Origin of the sequence: Plantactinospora sp. WMMC1484 (assembly GCF_049315195.1) — a bacterium.
In the GTDB taxonomy this organism is placed as follows: domain Bacteria; phylum Actinomycetota; class Actinomycetes; order Mycobacteriales; family Micromonosporaceae; genus Plantactinospora.
In genome coordinates this window covers 3,457,139-3,474,293 of sequence record NZ_CP186055.1, presented here as the reverse complement: position 1 = coordinate 3,474,293, position 17,155 = coordinate 3,457,139, and the positions used below count along the sequence as shown (strand labels likewise).

Below are 17,155 nucleotides of genomic sequence, written 5' to 3'. Positions count from 1 at the left end.
CCGTCGTGGGAGCCGGCGATCCGCCGTGAAGCCGCCGATCCGTCGTGGAGGTTGTCGTGTCCGAGCAGTCCATTCCGTTCCCTGCTTCCACCGCTGCCGACCCACCGGCCGCCGCCCGGGCCGGCCGGAGCCGGCTCCGGGTCGCGTTGCTCATCGCCACGACCGCGCTGCTGGCGTCCGCCGCCGCCGGCTGCACCGGCGAGGGAGCGGGCGGGCAGAGCGCTCCGGCGGCGGGCTCCGGTGCGGCGGCGGGCTCCGGTGTGACCGGTCCGCTCTGCGCCGCGCTGCCCTCCGGCACCGATCCCGGCAACCCGGCGGCGCTCGCCGGTCAGCCCGCCGACGTGGCGTTGCAGTGGATACCCGTGCTGACCCGCTTCGAGGCGGCGGTACGCGCGGCGGACCTCTCGGCCGAGCTGCGCTCCCCCGCCGGAGTGACGATCCTGGCCCCGACAGACGACGCGTTCACCCGGAAGTTCTCCGAGGAGAACCTCGACAACCTGCTGATCCACCGCAGGGACGAGCTGCGTGCCCTGCTTCGGGCGCACCTGGTGGCCGGGGCGCACCCGCTGGCCGACCTGGTCGCCACCGGCACCGCCCGCACACTCGACGGCAGCACCGTCACGGTCGGCGCGGCCGGGGATATGGCCCGCTTCGGCGACCAGGTGCAGAGCGTCTGTGCCGACTACCGGGTCGCGGGCGGGCGGATCCACATCGTCAACGGTGTGCTCGGCAACCTGCCGACCACCGCCGACCCGCACGCCGACTCCGGCCACTGATCGACCCGGCCACTGATCGCCCGGACCATGCTCGCCCCCGGGCCACCGGTCGTTGACGAACCGTCGAGCGGGTCAGGTCGGAGGGCTGTCGGCAAGGACGGTGTCCAGCGGCGCCTCCCGGCCGTACCGGTGGGCCACGGCGAACCCGCTCTCTCCACCGGACGTCCATAGCTGCCACACCGGGGCGTCCAACTGCGCGCGTAGGGCCCGCTCCGTCGCCTCGGTGTCCACCCGCTCGCACACCGGCACCGGAGCCCCGATCTCCGTACGGATCCGGTCGGCCGCGCCGAGCAGCCAGGCGCCGCGAACCGGATCTCCGTCCTGCCGGGCCACCTCGGCCAGCGCCTCGAGCACACTGGCGGTACGCCACCGGTCGCCGACCTGCCGGTGTGCGGCGAGGCTGAGTCTCAGGTGCCGGGCGGCCCGCCTGGTGTGCCCGCCGCGCAGTTCGACCAGTCCGCGCAGGTTGTGCGCCCAGCCGACCCCCTCCGGGAAACCCATTGTGGAGTATCGCCGCAGCGCCACGTCGAGCAGCGACGACGCCCGGTCGATGTCACCCCGGTAGAGCGCGACCGCGCCGAGGTTCATCAGCGCACTTGCCGCCGCCAGCACGTCGCCCAGCCGCTCGTGCCGGCGCAGGCTCGCCCACAACCGCGAGTCTGCCCGGTCCAGGTCTCCGGAGAGCCAGGCGGTGAAGCCGCGCAGCTCGGTGGTCTGTGCCTCGCCCCACTCGTCGGCACAGTCGGCGAAGATGGCGCCGGCCGCGGCCAGGTGGCGGGCGGACTCGGCGTAGCGGGCCTGCTCCCGCGCCACCGAACCGAGGATCTGTTCCACCTGCCCCTCGGCCCGTCGGTTCCCGGTGACCCGGCAGGCGGCCCGGGCCAGCTCGGCGTGCCGGATCGCCGCCGGATAGTCGCAGACCAGCATCGCCAGCATGGCGGCACCGATACCGGCCCGGGAGCGCAGCCCGGCCGGGGCGTCCGGATGCCGGGCCAGCGCCCCGGCCAGCCAGTCGTGCCCCTCGCGGTAGTTTCCCTCCAGCCGGCAGTACATCGCCAGCGCGGCGGCGAGCCGCAGGTCACCGTAGGCAGGGCCGGCGGCACCCGCCTCGGCCAGCCAGGCCATCGCGGACCGCAGGTTGGGCTCCTCGGCGCGCAGCCGCGCCAGCCACCCGTTCCGGTCGGCGCCGCGCAGCCGGGCGTCGGCCCGCTGGGCCAGGGTCAGGCAGTACGCCGCCAGCGCGTGCCGGGTGGTCGCCTCGGCGCCGGAGCCGACCAGCCGGGCCAACGCGTGCCGCCGGATCGGTTCCAGCATCCGGTAGCGAACCCGCCCCTCCCGGACCGACCCGCTCGACCCTCCCAGCCCGCTCGGACCGCCCGGCCCGCTAGAGCCGGCAGGATCCGTCGTCCCGGCAGAATCCGACGTCCCGGCAGAATCCGACGTCCCGGTCCCCGCGTCGGCTGAAGCTCCGGATGCGGCGTCGGGTAGCGGTTCCACGAGGGACGCCTCGACGAGCGCGGCGAGCGCGCCCGGTGCGGCCGGTCCGCCGATCGCGCGCGCCACCTCGGCATCGAAGCCGCCCGCACAGATCGAGAGCTGGTCGAACAGCCGGCAGGCGTCGGTGTCCAGTAGGGCCAGGCTGGACTCCACCGCGACCATCACATTGCGGTGCCGGTCCGGCGGCCTCGGATCCGGGCTGCGGAGCAGCCCCAGGTCGATCGTCAACCGTGTGATGATCTCGTCGACCGTGAGCATCGGGGTACGAGCCGCAGCCAGCTCGATCGCCAGCGGCAGCCCGTCCAGGTCGGCGCAGAGCCGGACGACCGCGTCGGCGCTGCTCTCCGGCAGCGGGCGGCCGGAGAACTCACGGGCGCGTTCGAGAAAGAGTCGGGTCGCCGGTTGTGCGGTCAGTGCGGCGAGGCTGTGCCCGGCCTGCCCCTCCGGTACGGCGAGCGCCGGCACCCGGATCCGCGACTCGGCGGGCAGCCGCAGTGGTACCCGGCTGGTCGCCAGCACGCGCAGCTCCGGGCAGTGGGACAGCAGCCGGTCCACCAGTTCGGCGCAGCCGGCGACCAGGTGTTCGCAGTTGTCCAGCACGAGCAGCGCCCGGACCGGGCCGAGGTCGGCGGCGAGCGCCTCGACGATGTCCCGCCCCACGTCAGGTACGCCGAGCGCGGCGGCCACCGCCTGTGGCACCCGTACCGGGCTCTCCACGGCGGTCAGGTCGACGAACCAGATCTGCCGGTCGGAGAATGTCCCGGCCACGGCGACGGCCAGCCGGGTCTTGCCCGACCCGCCCGGTCCGGTGAGCGTCACCAGGCGTTGCTCGGCCAGCCGGGCGGCGACGACGCCTAGCAGTTCGTCGCGGCCGAGCAGGGCGGTGAGCGGGACCGGAAGCCGGGCGGCAGGGCGTGGCCGGGGCACCGGCGGATCGGGGGTGGTCTCCGGCGTGGACGCCGGCCGGGGGGCGCTCACCCAGTCCTCGGGCAGTTCGCCAGTCTGCACCGCATCGGCGAGTACGCACACCCGGCCGGCCGGCTCGACGCCCAACTGCTCCAGGAAGACCTCCCGGGCCCGCCGCTGGACCTCGGTGGCAGCCCGGCGCCCCCGGTCGAGATAGGAGGCGACGAGCAGCAGCTCCCACAGGCGGGCCCGCAGTGGATGCCTCGCCAGCGCCTCGGTCAGCTCGGCTACCCCGGCCCGGCCCATCTCGGCGGCGCTGGCCCCGGCGGCCACCACGGCCCGGTCGGCGACCGGTCCGCCCGCGGCACGGTGCGCCGCCACCGCGAGCCGTAGCGCGCATTCCCAGCGGTCCTCGAAGGCGTCGATCCGGGCCTGCCGGAGCCGGCCCAGTTCGACGGCGGCCCAGCCGGACGGGCAGAACCGGTAGGGGTCGCCCGGCTCGGCCTCGGGGCCGGGCTCCACCCGCGGTTCGGCGGACCGGTCCGGCGGCGCGACCAGACCGTCGGCGTCGACCGGAGCCCCGCCCAGACCGTCGATCCCGACCCCGGACCGACCCGACCCGTCGGCTTCGGCCGCAGACCCATCCGAATCGTCGGCGCCGGTCGGACCGACCGGTTCGGACCAGATCGCCAACGCGTCCCGGAAGAGTCTGCCGGCGACGTGCAGGTCCCCGGAGGCCATCCGGCGGCGGGCCTGCCCGAGCAGCTGGACGAACCGGGAGGCGTCGATCCGGCTGCTCGCCATCCGCAGCAGGTAGCCGGCGGGATGGATCTCCAGCGCGCGCGGCGAACCGCACTCGGCCAATGCGTGTGCCAGCAGCGCGGCCGGCCGCTCCAGGGGACGCCCGGCGGTCCGGGACAGCGCGTCGGCACCGGCGAGTGCGGCCAGCAGCTCCGCGTCCGGGACGGGCCGGTTGGGTCGCAGCGCCAGCAGCCCGAGCAGCGAACCGGATCCGTCCGGCAGCGCGACCGGCCCTTTGGGGCCGATCAGCCGCACCTGCCCGAGCAGCCGCACCTGCCCGAGCAGCCGTACCTCGCCCGCGGCGACCGGCCGCCTCTCCACCCTGGCCTGCTGAGCAGGCACGCTGTGCCGCAACTGGGAGCCCTCACCTTCGCTCCCGGGTAGTGTGCGCGACGCGACGCGACACGGGGCATCCTCCCGACCGGTCGGTTAGCCGACGAACCGGAGGGTCCGGCGCGATCCGCTCGGGCAGCGGCCCGCTTCGATTCGGAGATCCTCCGGTCGACCGGGTCCGGCTCCACAACCGATGATCCGGCGCCGGTCATCCGGCGGCCGATCCCCCGTCGATCACTCCGGTGGCCGCCACTGGGCCGCCGCACTGGCCGCGCTCCCCAGCAGCCGAGGGGTGATCGTGCCGAGGGCGGCGTCCCGGGCGCGCAGCGCCAGCCGTCCCCGGGCCTGCAACACCGCCGACATCCGGCGGGTCTGCCGGACCACCGTGACGGTCCGGGGCCGGCGGAGCCGGCTGTACGACTCGACCGCCTCGCGCAGCGGCACGCCGGGTATCGCCTCCCGGACAAGTGAGCGCAGCGTGGCGGCGTCCTCGAGCGCGAGGCAGGCGCCCTGACCCAGGTGGTGCGGCATGGCATGCGCGGAGTCGCCGAGCAGCACCAGTCCGCCGGTGCCGGCCGGGAAGCTGTAGGTACGGGGCAGCGGTCGCAATTCGCGTACCTCCTGCTGGACCAGGTCCTCCGGCTCGGTGGCGGCGAGCAGGTCACCGATCGGGGCCGGCCAGTTCGCGAACCAGCGGCGGAGCAGGCCGAGCTGGGTGGCCGGCGACTCCGGGCGGGATGCGCCGGCCGCCGTCGCCACCCAGTAGATCCCGCCCCGGGTGGAGGCGCCCGACGAGCCGCGGTCGCCGAGCGAGACCGCGACGAACCGGTAACCGGCGCCGAGTGTCTCGCCGTCGACCGGACGATCGGGCGGCAACTGTGGCGCACGGTACCAGGGAATCACCGCCCGCCACGCGGCGCAGCCGGAGCTGACGACGGTCGCATCCGGCGCGAGCCGGCGGCGTACCGCGCTGTCGATGCCGTCGGCGGCGACCACCAGGTCGGCCTCGTAGCTGCCGCGCCCGTCGCCGACCGCGGGCCGGTCGCCGTCGGCGAACCGGACGGTGCGAACCTCGAATCCCGTCCGGATCTCCACCCGGTCGCCGAGGCCGGCGACGAGCGCGTCGTGCAGATCCTCCCGGTGTACGACGACCGGTGCGCGTTCGGCGAGCCCGGGGCGGGGCTGCACGAGCCAGTGCCCGTCGGGGCGCCGGACGCCGACGTCCGGCAGCGGGGTCGCGATCGCCGCCAGTCCGTCGCCGAGGCCGAGGGCGCGCAGTGCGCGTACGCCGTTGGGCCAGAGCACCAGTGCGGTGCGGTCGGCGCGTACCCGGTCGTCCCGTTCCAGCAGGGTCACCTGCCAACCGGAGCGAGCCAGCGCACCGGCGGTCGCCAGCCCGCCGATCCCGGCGCCCACCACCACGGCCGTACGCATCGGGTCGGCTCCTCCGCTCAACGGTCCCGGTCGGCGGTCCCTGGCGCGGCACCGGCGTCGGCCGGATCTGCGCCGGCATCGGCCGGCTTCCCGGCGGTCGCGGCCGACCGCGCGCCGGCCTTCCCCCCGTTGCCGACACGGTCGGTCCCCGGGCGCCCGCTGCCGGCGTCGGACTCGGCAGAGTCGGCGTCAGGCCCTGCGGAGCCGGCGTCGGACTCGGCAGAGCCGGCGTCAGGCCCTCCGGAGCCGGCGTCGGGTTCGCCGGTCGGGCCGGGGTTCGCCGGTCCGATGTCGGCCCGGTCGTCGACCCCGTCGTCCGGCCGCTCATCGAGCCCGTCGTCCGGCCGGTCGTCGAGCCCGTCGTCCGGCCGGTCGTCGAGCCCGTCGTCCGGCGGGAGCTCGCCGGTGGCCTGGAAGCGTCGGAACTCCTCCTCGGTCACCACCCGGTAGGCGCTGGGCGCGCCGACCGCGGCCGGCTCCCGGGAGACATCGACCTGGGAGACGTCGCTGGTGGCGGCGCCCTCGACGGGCGGTGCGGTCGCGCCGCCGACCGGTACGAGGTACTCCCGCGGGCCGCGCACCCGCACGAAGTAGACAAGCGCGCCGAGGAAGACCACGGCGGCGGTCCAGACATTGAGCCGGGCCCCGAGGATCTCGTTCGCCTCGTCAGTGCGCATCATCTCGATCCAGAACCGCCCGGCGGTGTAGCCCATCACATAGAGGGCGAACGCCCGGCCCCGACCGAACTTCAGCCGCCGGTCGAGGAAGAAGACGAGGCCGGCGACACCGACGTTCCAGATCGCCTCGTAGAGGAAGGTCGGGTGGTAGAGGCCCGGTTCGAGCACCGGGTTACCGCTGTCGTCGCGGAGCGCGTGCCCGGGGTTGGTCGGGTCCATCCGGTGGATCTCCAGACCCCACGGCAGCGTGGTCTGCCCGCCGTACAGCTCGTTGTTGAACCAGTTGCCGACCCGGCCGACGGCCTGGGCCAGCGGCAGGCCGGGGGCGAGGGCGTCCGCGACCACGGTCAGCGGCAGGCCGAGCTGCCGGGCGGCGAGCCAGGCGCCGACGGCGCCGCCCGCGACGGCACCCCAGATGCCGAGACCGCCCTCCCAGATGTAGAGCGCCCTGACCGGATCACCGCCCTCGCCGAAATAGGCGGCCGGGGAGCTGAGTACGTGATAGATCCGGGCGCCGACAATGCCGAAGGGCACCGCCCAGACGGCGATGTCCAGCACCGCCCAGGGCGCGGCACCGCGGCGGCGCAGCCGCAGCTCGGTCACCACGCAGGCGACCACGATACCGAGCACGATGCAGAGTGCGTAGGCCCGGATCGGCACCGGCCCGAGTTGCCAGACGGCGGTGGCGGGACTCGGCAGGGCCGCCTGAGGAGAGAGCGAGGCGAGGGTCACGGATGCACAGGCTACCGTCGTACCCCCCGCGAGTGGCACCCCGGCCCGGGCTGAAAGGAAGGGCCCCCTCTTATCGCTTTTTGCATAAGAAGGGGCCCTTCCTAACCGTTCAGGGGGAGATGGCGCGGACTCCACCGGCAAGTTCGCTGCTCAGGGTGGCGAGCGCGGCCAGTCCGGCCGCCTCGTCGGGGGCGTCCAGCAGGCAGCGGACCAGGGCGCTGCCGACGATGACACCGTCGGCGTACCGGCCGACCTCGGCGGCCTGCGCACCGGTGCTGACCCCGAGACCGACCCCGACGGGCAGCCCGCTGACCGCCCGGACCCGGCCGACCAGGGTCGGCGCGGCGTCCGAGGTCTTCTCCCGGGCCCCGGTAACCCCCATCAGGGCGGTGGCGTAGACGAAGCCCCGGCAGTGTGCCAGGGTCAGCGCCAGCCGCCGGTCGGTGGAGGAGGGTGCGACCAGGAACGTCCGGTCCAGCCCGTGCGCGTCGGAGGCCGCCAGCCACTCGCCGGCCTCCTCCGGGATCAGGTCCGGGGTGATCAGGCCGGTGCCGCCGGCGGCGGCGAGGTCCCGGGCGAAGGCGTCGACGCCGTAGCGCTCGATCGGGCTCCAGTAGGTCATCGTGACCACCGGTGCGCCGGTCGATGCCACCGCCTCGATCACCCGCAGCGTGTCGGCGGTGCGTACGCCCCCGGCCAGGGCGATGTCGCTGGCCCGCTGGATGACGGGCCCGTCCATGACCGGGTCGGAGTAGGGGATCTCCACCTCGATCACGTCGACTCCGGCGTCGACCATGGCCCGCATCGCGGCAATGCTGCCGCCCACGGTCGGGAATCCGGCCGGCATGCAGCCGACCAGCAGCGCCCGCCCCTCGGCCCGGGCCTTCTCGAAGGCGACGGCGATGCTCCGGTCGGAGCCGGCCCCGCTGCCGCCCGCGGGAGAGGTCCCGCTGCTCGGTCTCGCTGTGGCGGCCCCGCTGCTCGGTCTGGCTGTGGCGGCCCCGCTGCTCGGGTCCGTGGAAGCAGCTCCGCTACCCGGGTCGGTGGTGGCGGTCATCTCGCTCACCTCCGCTGCTCGTCGAGGATGCCGAAATACTCCCCGGCGGTGTGTACGTCCTTGTCGCCCCGGCCGGAGAGGTTGACCACGATGGTCGGCTCGCGACCCAACTCGGCGGCGAGCTCAGGGATGATCTTGAGGGTGCCGGCGAGCGCGTGCGCGCTCTCGATCGCCGGGATGATCCCCTCGGTCCGGCAGAGCAGCTGGAACGCCTCCATCGCCTCCGCGTCGGTGACCGGGGCGTACCGCGCCCGGCCGGCGTCGTGCAGCCAGGCGTGCTCCGGGCCGACCCCGGGATAGTCCAGCCCGGCCGAGATCGAGTGCGACTCGACGGTTTGCCCGTCGGCGTCCTGCAGCACATAGGTGCGGGCGCCGTGCAGTACCCCGGAGGAGCCGCCGGTGATGCTCGCGGCGTGCCGTCCGGTGTCGATCCCGTCGCCGCCGGCCTCGAAGCCGTAGAGCCGGACCCCGGCGTCGGGGACGAAGGCGTGGAAGATGCCGAGCGCGTTGGAACCGCCGCCGACGCAGGCGGTGACCGCGTCCGGCAGCGACCCGGTCAGCTCCAGGCACTGCTGCCGGGCCTCCACTCCGATGCCCCGGACGAACTCCCGGACCATCGCCGGGAAGGGGTGCGGGCCGGCGGTGGTGCCGATCAGGTAGTGCGTCCGGTCGACGTTGGCGACCCAGTCCCGCAGCGCCTCGTTCATCGCGTCCTTGAGGGTGCGCGAACCGGCGGTGACCGGGACGACGGTGGCGCCGAGCATCCGCATCCGGGCGACGTTCAGGGCCTGCCGCTGGGTGTCCAGCTCGCCCATGTAGACCACGCACTCCAGATCGAGGTACGCGGCAGCCGTCGCGCTCGCCACCCCGTGCTGACCGGCGCCGGTCTCGGCGATCACCCGGGGCTTGCCCATCCGCTTGGTGAGCAGCGCCTGACCGAGTACGTTACGGATCTTGTGCGCGCCGGTGTGGTTGAGGTCCTCGCGCTTGAGGAGTATCCGCGCTCCGACCCGGGAGGAGAGCCGCTCGGCCCGGTAGAGCAGGGACGGCGCGTCGGCGTACTCGCGCAGCAGTGCCGAGAACTCGGCCTGGAAGGAGTCGTCGGTCAGCGCCTTCCGGTATGCCACGTCCAGCTCGTCGAGCGCGGCCACCAGGGCCTCGGGGACGAAGCGACCGCCGTACCGGCCGAAGTGTCCGGCGCCGTCGGGCAGCAACGCCGCACCGCCCTGCGGTGCGGGGGCGGTGGGCCCGCTCATCGGACCGGCCTCGGGGTGGCGGGGTGGTTACCGGCGTTGACCAGCTCGGCCACTGCCTCGCGAGGGCTCTTCTGGGTGACCAGCCCCTCGCCGACCAGGACGGCGTCGGCGCCGGCCGAGGCGTACCGGATGAGGTCGTGCGGGCCGCGCACGCCGGACTCGGCGATCTTGACGACCTTGTTCGGCAGGCCGGGCGCGATCCGCTCGAAGACCGACCGGTCGACCTCGAGGGTACGGAGGTTACGGGCGTTCACCCCGATCACCCGGGCGCCGGCCTCCAGGGCGCGGTCCGCCTCCTCCTCGTCGTGCACCTCGACCAGTGCGGTCATGCCCAGCGACTCGATCCGCTCCAGGAGGCCGACCAGCACGTTCTGCTCCAGGGCGGCGACGATCAACAGCACCAGGTCGGCGCCGTGCGCCCGGGCCTCGTGCACCTGGTAACTGGAGACGACGAAGTCCTTGCGGAGCACCGGGATGTCCACCGCGCTCCGGACCGCCGCCAGATCGTCCAGCGACCCGCCGAACCAGCGCCCCTCGGTGAGTACGCTGATGCAGCGCGCCCCACCGGCGGCGTAGTCACCGGCCAGGTCGGCCGGGTCGGCGATCTCGGCGAGCTGCCCCTTGGACGGTGAGGAGCGCTTCACCTCGGCGATCACCCCGACGCCCGGGCGGCGCAGTGCCGCGTACGCGTCCCGGGGCGGCGCGGCGGCCGCCGCGAGTTCTTTGATCTGCTCCAGCGGGACCTGTTCTTGCCGGCGTGCAACGTCCTCGCGGACCCCTGCGAGGATCTCGTCGAGCACATTGGTCGACGTCGCCGATCCGGCTCCGTCCTCCGCCGCGTGCGGATGCTCAGCAGTCACCAACGGACTCCCCTCTCCGGGTGTCATGGGCCGATGCTAGGCGCCGCCACGGGGCGGACGCCGACGGGGGTATGGCCTGCTTCACGAGATGGGCTGCGGCATAATGGCCGCCCCTGTGAGTGAAATGTCACACTGTGCCATCGAAGATCGGCTCCGGATCGTCGGCCCGGGCGTCGCGTCGGCACGCGGCGGCCGGCTTCCACGAGGCGGTCGGCGGCTGTGACGAGGATCAAGGAAGCCCGATGCGACGCGCCACGTTGTCTCCGTTGGTGAACCGGCCAGGAGGCGAACCGTTGATCCGGGGTTACCGACCGGAAACACCAGGTGGGCACCATCAACGTCGGGCACACTGGTCGACGGGGCCCCGTCGACCAGTCGGATCGATTTTCGTGCGGGGAAAGACATGAGCGCTGCGAAGCCTGGCTCGATCATCGACCTGACCAACATCCCCCGGGCCGTCCTCTCCGTCGCGGCGGGCGTGGTCCACAGCGTGGAACGGGTGGTGGTCGGCGACGCCCGGGTCCGTACCGCCCGGGGCAACGCCTGGGAGGCGATCTGCGCGGACCGGGATCGCGCGCACCGGCGCGACGAGATCCGTGCCCTGGTGGCAACGCTCACCGCGCCGCCGGCAGCGGCCTCCACGGCACCGGCACCAGCTGCGAACGCCGAGGCCGCCGGCACGACCGGCGCAACCGCCCGGATAGGCGGGGGGCGGCGTGCCCGCGCCGCCGGTGCCGGCCGGCGGTCGGGGTCGGCCAGCGGAGTCCCGTCGCGGCCCGGATCGACCGGCCGGCGACAGCCGGTCCACTGACCGCCGGACAACCGGTCCACTGACCGCCGGACAACCGGTCCACTTACCGCCGGACAACCGATCCGCCGGACAACTGGATTTACTGACCGCCGGGCGGCCCCGTCGATCCCCGCCGGGGCCGTCGATCCCCGGGGGTCAGCTTGCCGTCGGGTCCTCGCCGCGATCCAGCGCGTCCCAGGCGCCGGTGGTGTGCCGGCCGTCGAGTCGACCGCCGGTGGTGGCGGGTGTCGTGCCGCCCCGGCCGGCTATGGCCACCCAACGCCCCCGCTCGTAACGGGCGCCCATCAATGGCCAATCGGCGCTCCGGACGGCGGTGAACCCACCCGCCGCACCGGCGAGTAGACCACCGAGTACGCAGAGCAGCGGCCAACCCGCACGCACCTCGCCAGCGGTGCTGACTCCGCCGTATGCGGCGCCGGCGACTATCCCGGCCCCGATGATCACCAGCAGCACGCCGGCCAGTCGACGCAACAACCCGCGGGTGGCGAGCACCATCCCGGCGGCGGCGAGGCCGACCAGGCCCAGTGCCGGTAGCCAGGGCAGCAGGTCGGACCCGGTCCGGGTCAGCCGGTCCGGTGGCAGCGGCGCCGGTCGGGTGGTCAGTTCGACCGCCCAGATCCGGGTCGCCGCGAAGACCGCCAGGCCACCGCCGAGCAGGCAGAGCAGCACAGTCATTGCCAGCTCCCGGCGGCCCGTGGACGCGGTCGCCGGCTGCGGTGGTGTGCGTCCCGGACCGGTCTGCGGTCCCTGCCCGGCCGTCATCGGGCTGGCCGCAGGGTTTCGGCCGCCGCGATCGCGGCCAGGACGGCGGCCGCCTTGCTGCGGGTCTCCCGGTCCTCGGCCGCGGGGTCGGAGTCGGCGACAATGCCGGCGCCGGCCTGCACGTACGCCCGCCCGCGCCGGATCAGCGCGGTCCGGATCGCGATCGCCATGTCGAGGTCGCCGCCGAAGCCGAAGTAACCGACCGTCCCGCCGTACAGGCCGCGACGGGTCGGCTCCAGCTCCTCGATGATCTCCATGGCGCGTACCTTGGGCGCGCCGGAGAGCGTTCCGGCCGGAAACGTGGCCGCCAGCGCGTCGAACGCGGTCCGGTCGTCGCGCAGCGTTCCCACCACTGTCGAGACGATGTGCATCACGTGACTGTACCGCTCGATGGTGGCGAACTCCGGCACCTCGACCGTGCCCGGCCGACAGACCCGGCCCAGGTCGTTGCGGCCGAGGTCGACCAACATCACATGCTCGGCCCGTTCCTTCGGATCGGTGATCAACTCGGTGGCGAGCCGGCCGTCCTCGGCCGGGCTGTTTCCCCGGGGCCGGGTGCCGGCGATCGGGTGCAGCATCGCCCGCCGCTGACCGTCGTCGCTGGTGGTGACCTTCAGGTGTGCCTCCGGGGACGATCCGACGATGTCGAAGTCGTCGAAGCGGAGCAGGTACATGTACGGGCTCGGGTTGGTGGTCCGCAGCACCCGATAGACGTCGAGCGGGTCGGCCCGGGTGTCCCGCTCGAAGCGCTGGGCCAGCACGATCTGGAAACACTCGCCGGCCCGGATCGCCTCCTTCGCCACCTCGACCGCCTTCGGGTACTCCCCCTCGGCCGTCCGGCACTCCACCTCGCCCGGTGAGGGCCGGTCGACGGTGGCGATCATCGGCGGGATCGGCCGGGAGAGCGCGCTGGTCATCGCGTCCAACCGACCGACCGCCTGGTGGTACGCCGCCGTCACCCGGACGTCCCGGTCCACCGTCGGCCGGGTGTCCCCGTCCGCGGTGTCGGAGCCGCCGGTGTCGGAGCCGCCGGTGTCGGAGCCGCTGGTGTCGGAGCCGCCGATGTCGGAGCCGCCGGGCAGAGCCGGCAGGAGGGCGTTCGCCACCAGAATGGCGGAGCCGTCGAAGTGGTCCAGCACGACCAGGTCGGTGGCGAGCATCATGCCCAGCTCGGGCAGGCGCAGGTCGTCCTCGGTCAGTGACGGGAGCCGCTCGATCCGCCGTACGACGTCGTAGCCGAGGTAGCCGACCATCCCGCCGAAGAGCGGCGGCAGCGGCCCGTGCTCCGAGCCGACCGCGCCGGCGGCGGCCGGGCCGGTCAGCGCGGCGACGGTCGCCCGCAACACCGCCATCGGGTCGCCTCCGCTCGGCACGCCGGCCGGGGGTACGCCGAGCCAGTGCGCCCGACCGTCCCGCTCGACCAGCGTGGCACTGCTGCGTACCCCGATGAAGGAGTAGCGCGACCAGGCGATCCCGGCCGGGCCGGCACCCTGTTCCGCGGACTCCAGCAGGAAGGTCCCGGGGCCGCCGGCCAGCTTGCGGTAGACCCCGACCGGGGTCTCCCCGTCGGCGAGCAGCCGACGGACGACCGGCACCACCCGTCGGGTCCGGGCCAGCTCCCGGAAGGTCGCCTCGTCCGGACTCACCGCTCCGGTCGTCATCGGGTCACCGCCCCAGTCGCAGCGTCACGGCCGCCTCCGGCCGCGTCTCGGTCAGGTCCACGGCCCGCGTCTCGGTCAGATCCACAGACCGCGTCTCGGCCAGGTCCACGGCCCGCGTCTCGGTCACGACGACGGCCCGGCGAGGTCGGGAGCCGCTCCGGGAGCCGCTCCGGTGACCGGGAGCGGATCGGAGAAGCAGGTCCAGTCACCGGTGTGGCAGGCAGCGCCCACCTGGTCGACACTGACCAGCACGGCATCGCCGTCGCAGTCGAGCGCGACCGAGCGGACGTACTGGTGGTGACCGGAGGTCTCGCCCTTGACCCAGTATTCCTGCCGGCTGCGCGACCAGTAGGTGGCCCGGCCGGTGGTGAGGGTCCGGTGCAGCGCCTCGTCGTCCATCCAGGCCATCATCAGCACGTCGCCGGAGTCGTGCGCCCGGACCACCGCGGCGACGAGTCCGTCGGAGTTGCGGCGCAGCCGTGCGGCGACCGCCGGATCGAGGGCCGAGGGCCGCGCGGGGCCGCTCGACGCCGGCCCGGGCGCGGTCGCCGGGGAGAGATCGGGTACGGGCATAGTTCCCGATTGTTTCGCACGTGGGACGGGAACCGCCCACCCCTCCCCGCTCCCGTCCCGCACAGTGGCCCACGCCACGCCGTCACGTACCCGGGCAGCCCTCTCCAGTTCGCCGACGACCCGGTCCGCACGGGCCAGTTGGCTGACGTACCGGTCCAGCCGGCCGTCGCCGAGGGCGGCGGCGAGGTCCGCGCCGACCACCCGGGCGAGATCGTCGGCGTACGGGCGGGCCAACGTCACCGTGCCGGCCACCAGCCGATGCGCGGCGGCGTGCAGCCGGGGCAGGGTGTCGGGGTGCAGCCCGAGACAGGTGAGCATGTCGTCGCGGTAGCCGTCCGGCGCGACCGGCAGGTCGAGCACGGCGGCCAGGGCGTCCCGCCGGCTGGCGACGGTGACCGCCGGGTTCGCCAGGCGGAGTACCGACGGGCACCGCCGGGCCAGTTCGGTCGCGGCGAGCCGGGCGTCGTACTCGGCGCCGGTCGCGCACGCCCCGCCGACCTTGCCGAGCGCGGCGACCAGTTCCTCCAGATCGGGGTCGGCGGGACGCTGGCGAATCTCGGTCACCTCGACCGACGCCCGCCAGTCGTTGTGTGCCCAGAGTAACCGTGCGGGCGCGGCGACCGGCAGTCCGAAGGACCATTCGGCGGGCCGGTCGAGCCGGGCGAGCCACGATCGAACATCCCGTACGGCGACCGACAGGTGGGTGAGCCGGTCGCCTCCCTCCACCAGATACGCCGGGTACGCGGCATAGGGCGCCCCGCTGACCAGGACATCGATGTCCACGTCGCTGTACGGGGTGGCGGCGCCCCGGGCATAGCTGCCCCGCAGCAGCACGGCCACCACGGGCGGGCCGGGCATCCGGCGCAGCCGGTCCGTCCAGGCGTCGAAAAACCCGGGCTGCAGTAACGGACCGTGATCCACGGCGCCATCGTGCCGCAGCTCCGATCATGACGCAACGCCCGATCGCGCGTCGCCTGGGCGTTTCATCCGTTATTTGCCTAGAAATCGCATTGACTGTGCCGGGTACCGATCACCAGCCGCCGCCCCGACCGGCACCGCGGCGGAGAGCCGAGCGACCTGGTCGCCGGTGAGCCGCAGGTCGACGGCGCCGACGTTCTCCTCCAGGTAGCGGATCCGCTTGGTTCCCGGGATCGGCAGCACGTCCTCGCCCTGGGCGAGCAGCCAGGCCAGCGCAGCCTGGGCCGGCGTACAGCCGATCTCGGCGGCCACCGCGCCGACCCGGGCCACCAGCTCCAGGTTGGGGCCGAGGTTCTCCTCGGCGAACCGGGGTGCCCGGCTCCGGAAGTCGTCGGCGCCGAGTTGCTCCCGACCGCTGATCGTCCCGGTCAGCAGCCCACGCCCCACGGGCGAGTACGCCACCAGCGCCACGCCCAGCTCCCGGCAGGTCGCCAGCATCTCCCGTTCGACGTCCCGGGTGAAGAGCGAGTACTCCATCTGCACCGCCGCCACCGGGTGTACGACGTGCGCCGCCCGCAGCGTCGCCGGGCTCACCTCGGAGAGCCCGATGAACCGAACCTTCCCGTCGACGACGAGTTCCGCCATCGCTGCGACGGTCTCCTCGATCGGCGTCTCCGGGTCGCGCCGGTGCAGGTAGTAGAGATCGATGGTCTCCACCCCGAGCCGGACCAGCGAGGCGTCGCACGCCGCGCGGGCCCAGGCCGCGCTGCTGTCCACGTACACCCCGGGGGCGCTGGTGTCGTTGCCCCCGCCGCGGAACCGGTTGCCGAACTTGGTCGCCAGGAACACCTCGTCCCGGCGCTTGCGGACGACCGGGCCGAGCAGTTCCTCGTTGTGCCCCCGGCCGTACATGTCGGCGGTGTCGAGGTGGTTGACGCCCAGGTCGAGGGCGCGGTGCAGGGTACGCACGGACTCCTCGTCGTCCCTGGTCCCGTACGCCATGCTCATCCCCATACAGCCGAGCCCGACCGCCGAGACCTCCGGTCCGATCGCTCCGAGCCTGCGCTTACGCATCACCGTGCTCCGTCCACCAGTCCGTTCCGTCATCGCACCCGGGCGTTCCGTCGGCCCACGCCGATCGCCGCGTCCCCGATCGCGTGGAACCACCCGTGCGTCCCATGGTCCGCCCCCGCCGGTCTACTACCCGACCGCCGGGCACCGGGAAACGAGGGGGTGATTGTCAGGCGGTCGCGACGTGGACTAGCGTTGATTTCAACAGCTGTTGAATTTATCGAAGGAGGGTCCATGGAGACCGCGATCGAGGTCCGCGACCTCGTCGTGCGGCGCGGCAGGCGGCCGATCCTGCACGGCGTCAGCTGCACCGTCCCCCGCGGCAGCGTCACCGGCCTGCTCGGCCCGAGCGGCAGCGGCAAGACGACTCTGCTCCGGGCCATCGTGGGCGTGCAGGTCGTCGCCGGCGGCTCGGTCACCGTGCTCGGCCAGCCGGCGGGGGCGCGCGGGCTGCGGCACCACGTCGGCTATCTGACCCAGGCGCCCAGCGTCTACCCGGACCTGACCGTCCGGGAGAACACCCGGTATTTCGGCCGGCTCTACGGCCTGGGCCGGCACGACGCCGATCGGGCCGTCGCCGATGTCGGCCTGGCCGACGCCGCCGACCAGCTCGTCGGCACCCTCTCCGGCGGCCAGCGCAGCCGGGCCTCACTCGCCTGTGCACTCGTCGGGCGCCCCGAGGTGGTGATCCTGGACGAACCGACCGTCGGCCAGGATCCGGTGCTCCGGGCCGAGCTGTGGGACAGGTTCCACGGGATGGCTGCCGAGGGCACCACGCTGCTCGTCTCCAGCCACGTCATGGACGAGGCAGCCCGATGCGATCGACTGATGCTGATCCGGGAGGGTCGGCTGATCGCCGACGACACCCTGCCGGCGGTACGCGCGGCAGCCGGCACCGACGACCTGGAGGAGGCGTTCCTGCGCCTCATCCGGGCGAACGCCCGGGACGGCGCCGCCGCCGGGCCCGCCGGGACGACCGACGCGTCGCCCCGGACGGCCGACGGACCAGCCCCGACGACCGACGGACTGG

General features: G+C 73.9%; 10 protein-coding genes and 4 pseudogenes. 3 read left to right on the top strand and 11 right to left on the bottom strand.

Annotated elements, in window-relative coordinates; genetic code table 11:
- Positions 1-56: 56 nt before the first annotated feature.
- Complete coding sequence (locus ACN28C_RS15265; protein ID WP_422774105.1) at positions 57-776, top strand: fasciclin domain-containing protein; 720 nt, start codon at positions 57-59, stop codon at positions 774-776.
- Positions 777-848: 72 nt separating this feature from the next.
- Here ACN28C_RS15265 and ACN28C_RS15260 read toward each other — a convergent pair whose 3' ends face one another.
- The 6 genes and pseudogenes from ACN28C_RS15260 to trpC form a co-directional block, all read right to left on the bottom strand.
- Positions 849-4,301: an AfsR/SARP family transcriptional regulator gene (locus tag ACN28C_RS15260; RefSeq protein WP_422774104.1), complete on the bottom strand. Its 3,453-nt coding sequence runs from the start codon at positions 4,299-4,301 to the stop codon at positions 849-851.
- Positions 4,302-4,547: 246 nt separating this feature from the next.
- On the bottom strand, positions 4,548-5,747 hold the full coding sequence (locus tag ACN28C_RS15255) for an FAD-dependent oxidoreductase (protein ID WP_422774103.1): 1,200 nt from the start codon (positions 5,745-5,747) through the stop codon (positions 4,548-4,550).
- Positions 5,748-6,019: 272 nt separating this feature from the next.
- Positions 6,020-7,156, bottom strand: a pseudogene (gene lgt / locus ACN28C_RS15250) (prolipoprotein diacylglyceryl transferase); the annotation flags it as partial.
- Positions 7,157-7,265: 109 nt separating this feature from the next.
- Positions 7,266-8,213 carry a tryptophan synthase subunit alpha gene (gene trpA / locus ACN28C_RS15245; protein ID WP_422774102.1) on the bottom strand — a complete coding sequence of 316 codons (948 nt, stop codon included), beginning with the start codon at positions 8,211-8,213 and terminating at the stop codon, positions 7,266-7,268.
- 5 nt (positions 8,214-8,218) lie between these two features.
- Positions 8,219-9,469: a tryptophan synthase subunit beta gene (gene trpB, locus ACN28C_RS15240; protein WP_422774101.1), complete on the bottom strand. Its 1,251-nt coding sequence runs from the start codon at positions 9,467-9,469 to the stop codon at positions 8,219-8,221.
- Complete coding sequence (trpC, locus tag ACN28C_RS15235; RefSeq protein ID WP_422774681.1) at positions 9,466-10,269, bottom strand: indole-3-glycerol phosphate synthase TrpC; 804 nt, start codon at positions 10,267-10,269, stop codon at positions 9,466-9,468. Before trpC ends, trpB begins: the two co-directional genes overlap by 4 nt.
- A gap of 463 nt (positions 10,270-10,732) precedes the next feature.
- Here trpC and ACN28C_RS15230 point away from each other — a divergent pair.
- Positions 10,733-10,972, top strand: a pseudogene (locus tag ACN28C_RS15230) (hypothetical protein); the annotation flags it as partial.
- A gap of 303 nt (positions 10,973-11,275) precedes the next feature.
- Here the strand turns inward: ACN28C_RS15230 and ACN28C_RS15225 are convergent.
- The 5 genes and pseudogenes from ACN28C_RS15225 to ACN28C_RS15205 form a co-directional block, all read right to left on the bottom strand.
- Complete coding sequence (locus tag ACN28C_RS15225; protein WP_422774100.1) at positions 11,276-11,815, bottom strand: Trp biosynthesis-associated membrane protein; 540 nt, start codon at positions 11,813-11,815, stop codon at positions 11,276-11,278.
- Between the two features lie 83 nt (positions 11,816-11,898).
- Positions 11,899-13,563, bottom strand: coding sequence for an anthranilate synthase component I (locus ACN28C_RS15220; RefSeq protein WP_422774099.1), 1,665 nt, complete (start codon positions 13,561-13,563; stop codon positions 11,899-11,901).
- Positions 13,564-13,686: 123 nt separating this feature from the next.
- Positions 13,687-14,136: a phosphoribosyl-AMP cyclohydrolase gene (gene hisI, locus ACN28C_RS15215; RefSeq protein WP_422774680.1), complete on the bottom strand. Its 450-nt coding sequence runs from the start codon at positions 14,134-14,136 to the stop codon at positions 13,687-13,689.
- Positions 14,137-14,370: 234 nt separating this feature from the next.
- Positions 14,371-14,994 (bottom strand): annotated as a pseudogene (locus ACN28C_RS15210) (nucleotidyltransferase domain-containing protein); the annotation flags it as partial.
- 132 nt (positions 14,995-15,126) lie between these two features.
- Positions 15,127-16,128, bottom strand: a complete 1,002-nt coding sequence (locus ACN28C_RS15205) for an aldo/keto reductase (protein WP_422774098.1) — start codon at positions 16,126-16,128, stop codon at positions 15,127-15,129.
- A 231-nt stretch (positions 16,129-16,359) separates the two neighbouring features.
- On the opposite strand from ACN28C_RS15205, the pseudogene ACN28C_RS15200 reads away from it, so the two are divergent.
- Positions 16,360-17,079, top strand: a pseudogene (locus ACN28C_RS15200) (ABC transporter ATP-binding protein); the annotation flags it as partial.
- Positions 17,080-17,155: the final 76 nt, after the last annotated feature.

Coding starts and splice junctions, on each gene's coding strand:
- ACN28C_RS15255 (WP_422774103.1), bottom strand. CDS start 5,747: ATGCGTACGGCCGTGGTGGTGGGCGCCGGGATCGGCGGGCTGGCGACC.
- trpA (WP_422774102.1), bottom strand. CDS start 8,213: ATGACCGCCACCACCGACCCGGGTAGCGGAGCTGCTTCCACGGACCCG.
- trpB (WP_422774101.1), bottom strand. CDS start 9,469: ATGAGCGGGCCCACCGCCCCCGCACCGCAGGGCGGTGCGGCGTTGCTG.
- ACN28C_RS15225 (WP_422774100.1), bottom strand. CDS start 11,815: ATGACTGTGCTGCTCTGCCTGCTCGGCGGTGGCCTGGCGGTCTTCGCG.
- ACN28C_RS15220 (WP_422774099.1), bottom strand. CDS start 13,563: ATGACGACCGGAGCGGTGAGTCCGGACGAGGCGACCTTCCGGGAGCTG.
- hisI (WP_422774680.1), bottom strand. CDS start 14,136: ATGCCCGTACCCGATCTCTCCCCGGCGACCGCGCCCGGGCCGGCGTCG.
- ACN28C_RS15205 (WP_422774098.1), bottom strand. CDS start 16,128: ATGCGTAAGCGCAGGCTCGGAGCGATCGGACCGGAGGTCTCGGCGGTC.